3 protein-coding genes are annotated in these 3935 nt (G+C 63.6%); 2 read left to right on the top strand and 1 reads right to left on the bottom strand.

Translation table 11 applies throughout. From position 1 onward, the window contains the following. Nucleotides 1–446: 446 nt before the first annotated feature. Together EN969_RS20330 and EN969_RS20325 are read left to right on the top strand one after the other, a co-directional pair. Nucleotides 447–1187 carry a GntR family transcriptional regulator gene (locus EN969_RS20330; protein WP_024502152.1) on the top strand — a complete coding sequence of 247 codons (741 nt, stop codon included), beginning with the start codon at nt 447–449 and terminating at the stop codon, nt 1185–1187. Between the two features lie 177 nt (nt 1188–1364). Beyond that, on the top strand, nt 1365–2879 hold the full coding sequence (locus EN969_RS20325; RefSeq protein ID WP_063169679.1) for a malonyl-CoA synthase: 1515 nt from the start codon (nt 1365–1367) through the stop codon (nt 2877–2879). A gap of 27 nt (nt 2880–2906) precedes the next feature. On the opposite strand, the gene EN969_RS20320 is transcribed toward EN969_RS20325, so the two are convergent. After that, on the bottom strand, nt 2907–3935 hold a 1029-nt coding region (locus EN969_RS20320; protein ID WP_164758374.1), incomplete at its 5' end, for an ATP-binding cassette domain-containing protein.

Genomic DNA, 3935 nt, shown 5'->3' with positions numbered 1-3935 from the left:
ACATCCAGGCGATCAGGACGGCAGCCGATAAGGCAGCCGATTGACCAGCAGTGTTCCCGCGTCAGCCCTGCATGCCGGCTAAGGTTCTGGTGCCGGGCGGGTTTGTGAAGCTTTTGGGGCAACGGCATCGGATGTGAGCGATTGCCTGATTCGGTTTTCAGCTCCGTCGTCTATGCCCAAAGCAGACAGTTGATCTCGCACGAATACAAAAGAACAAAAAGAACAGGTTCTCCTGCGTGCATACAAAACATGTTAAGTGCCCGCAGGTTGTGAAAAAGCGCGGAATTACAGCATTGAACTCCGAAATGCCGCATATTCCTTTGTGCTAAAGTACAATAACGTGATCTTCTGCTTGAGCAGGCGAATCTTCGCCCTGTATGGTACAAGTACGAGAAGGCGAATGCTTTCGGATCGCCCGGGACAAGTCCTGGGGACAAGGAGTCGCTTTGACATACGGAGCTGCCAATCTGAACGACGACGCTGCCGGACCGAAGAGCACGCTTGCCACTACGGTCTATCAGCAATTGCGGGACGATCTTCTCGGCGGTGTCCTTGAAGCCGAGAGCAAGCTGCGGGTCGAGTGGGTGGTCTCCAAATATGGAGCCGGCGCCTCGCCTGTCCGCGAAGCCCTCAATCGCCTCGCCTCGGAAGGGCTTCTCGGCCGGCACGACCAGCGCGGCTTCTTCATCATGCCGGTCAGCGCCTCGGAACTCGAGGAGCTGACGCGCACCCGCTGCTGGCTCGAGGAGCGAGCGCTTCGCGAATCCATCACCCACCGCACCGCCGAATGGGAAGAACAGCTCGTGCTGGCGCTGCATCGCCTGGGACGCGCGTCACGTCTGGCACCGCAGAATCTCTTCTCGCTCAATCCCGATTGGGAGAGGCTGCATCGCATCTTCCACAGGGTGCTGATTTCGGCCTGCCGGTCGCAATGGCTGGTGGGCTTTTGCGACCAGCTCTCCGATCACGCCTATCGCTACCGGCAAATGGCCAATGATGGCGAAGGCGTCCAGCGCGACGATTTCGGCGAGCATCGTCTGATCGCCGAATGTGCCCTCGACGGCAATGCCGACGGTGCCGTCGAGGCCCTGCTCAACCACTACCGGTTGACTGCGGCCATGTGCATGAAGCGCTTCGAGCAGGACGAGGAAACGAAAGAAATCGCCGGCAAACGCGCTCGGCGATAGCAGTCGTTTCCTGGCGGGTCTCTTGTGCTCGTTTCTTGCACGCAACCTGCGTCGGCGCGGCCGGCGTGAACCGCTGTCGGCGGGCTTGACGGCGCGGCCAAGAACCGCGAACTCTCGCCGCCGAGGCATGCCGCGACAGGCGCATGCTCAGCGCCGCAGCACCCCAGGGAAGTCTTCATGAGCAATCATCTGTTCGATGCGTTCCGGTCCCGGATGCCGGCGCCAGCGCGCTTGCTGATGGAAACCGATGATGGCCGCTCGATCACCTATGGCGATATGCTGGCCCGCTCGGCGCAGCTTGCGCATGCGCTCCTGCAACTGGATGTCGAGCCCGGTGACCGCGTTGCCGTGCAGGTCGAGAAGAGCCCGGAAGCGGTCATGCTCTATCTCGCCTGCCTGCGCGCCGGCGCCGTCTTCCTGCCGCTCAACACCGCCTACACGCTGGCTGAGCTGGAGTATTTCTTCGGCGACGCGGAACCACGCCTGGTCGTCTGCGATCCGGCAAGAGCGGCCGACATCGGCGCGCTGGCGGAAAAGACGGGCGCCGTCACCGTCACGCTCGGCCGCGATGGCCGGGGATCGCTGACCGAGCAGGCCTCGCGGCTGCCGACGGATTTTCATGACGTGGCGCGCGGGCCGGATGACCTCGCGGCAATCCTCTACACGTCGGGAACCACCGGTCGTTCGAAAGGCGCCATGCTCAGCCACGAGAACCTTGCTTCGAACGCGCGCGTGCTGGTCGAGCACTGGCGTTTCACCGGAGACGACGTGCTGATCCACGCATTGCCGATCTTCCACACGCACGGCCTGTTCGTCGCCACCAACGTCGTCCTGATGGCCGGCGCCTCGATGCTGTTCGAGCAGAAGTTCGATCCGGCCCGCATCGTCTCGCTGCTGCCGCGTGCCACGGCCTTGATGGGGGTGCCGACCTTCTACGTGCGCCTGCTGCAGGATGAGGGGCTGGACCATGAGGCGGCGAAAAACATCCGTGTGTTCATTTCCGGGTCGGCTCCGCTGCTGGCCGAGACGCACAAGGCCTGGCGCGAGCGCACCGGCCACGCGATCCTCGAACGCTACGGCATGACCGAGACCAACATGAACACCTCGAACCCCTATGAGGGCGAGCGGCGCGCCGGGACCGTCGGTTTGCCCTTGCCCGGCGTCACGCTTCGCATCGCCGATCCAGACAGTGGCGCAGCGCTTGCGCAGGGCGAGGTCGGCATGATCGAGGTGAAGGGCCCAAACGTCTTCGGCGGCTATTGGCGCATGCCGGAGAAGACCAAGGCGGAATTCCGCGCCGGCGGTTTTTTCATCACCGGCGATCTCGGCACGATCGACGCCGACGGTTACGTCCACATCGTCGGCCGCGGCAAGGACCTGATCATATCGGGCGGCTACAATATCTATCCGAAGGAACTCGAAAGCGAGATCGATGCGCTCGACGGGGTTAGCGAAAGCGCCGTCATCGGCGTTGCCCATCCGGATTTCGGCGAAGGCGTCACCGCCATCGTCGTGCGGGCGCCGTCTTCGCGGATCACCGGCGCCGAAATTCTCGGTGCCATCGCCGGACGGGTGGCGAAATACAAGCATCCGAAGCGGGTGATCTTCGTCGATGAACTGCCGCGCAACACCATGGGCAAGGTACAGAAGAACCTGCTGCGCGACACCTACAAGGACATATACGCATCATAGTTGCGCGGTGCCCGGGGCAGCGGCGCCTTACTCCTTGCGCGCCCTTTCGACCCGACTGCCGGAGCCCCACAAGGCGCGCTTCAGCAGGTTGCGCTTGCGCGGCACGAGGTTGATGTCGCTGACAAGCTTGGCGCCGCCCTCCCGCCGTTCGAGGGTGATCTTGCGGCTGTGGAAGGCTTCCAGCTCGGCACGGTGCGCCACGCTGATGATGGTGACATCGGGCAATTCGCGGATCACCGTCGCCATCATGGCGTCCTGGCTCTTCTCGTCGAGCGCCGAGGTTGCTTCATCCAGCACGACGATATCGGGGCGGTGCAGCAGCAGGCGCGCGAAAGCGAGACGCTGCTTTTCGCCGCCCGACAGCGTCTGGTCCCATGGCGCTTCTTCCTTGATCCTTTCGGCAAGATAGGCCAAGCCGACCTTGTCCAGGGCGGCCTTGATCTGTTTGATCGTCCACTTGTCCGCGGCCGCGGGATAGGCGACCGCGCGGCGAAGCGTGCCCGAGGGGATGTAGGGGCGTTGCGGCAGCATGAACAGTCGCCTGTCGGCATGAAAATTGACGCTGCCGCCGCCCCATGGCCACAGGCCGGCAACGGCCCGCACCAGCGTCGACTTGCCCGAGCCGGATTCGCCAGCCACCAGCACACGCTCGCCCGGTTCGATCGCAACCTCGGTTTCCTTGACCACGGAGGTGCCGTCGTCGAGCGTGACGGAGAGATCGTCGAGGCTGAGCATCGCACCGTCTTCGGTTTCGCCGTGCTGGATGCGTCCGAGCGCGTCGCTCTGCTCCGCACGCTCGAGCCCGTCGAGCGACATCATCAGCGAGGCGATGCGTCGCGCCGAGGCGTTCCAGTCGGCAAGACGCGGGTAGTTGTCGACCAGCCATCCGAACGCGCCCTGCACGATGGCGAAGGCGGAGGCAGCCTGCATCACCTGTCCGAGCGACATCGAGCCTTCGAGGAATTTCGGCGCGCAAAGCAGGACCGGCACGACCGGCGCAAACAGGCTCGACCCCTGCGACACCAGCGCCGTGCGCATGTGCTGGCCCGTCAGCAG

The organism is Mesorhizobium sp. M7A.F.Ca.CA.003.01.2.1 (assembly GCF_003998945.1).
Taxonomy (GTDB): domain Bacteria; phylum Pseudomonadota; class Alphaproteobacteria; order Rhizobiales; family Rhizobiaceae; genus Mesorhizobium; species Mesorhizobium ciceri.
Note: the sequence above shows the minus strand (reverse complement) of the source record. Positions and strands in the feature narration are given on the sequence as shown.

Excerpts from the sequence above, each read along its gene's own strand:
- EN969_RS20325 (WP_063169679.1), top strand. The coding sequence starts at position 1,365 with ATGAGCAATCATCTGTTCGATGCGTTCCGGTCCCGGATGCCGGCGCCA.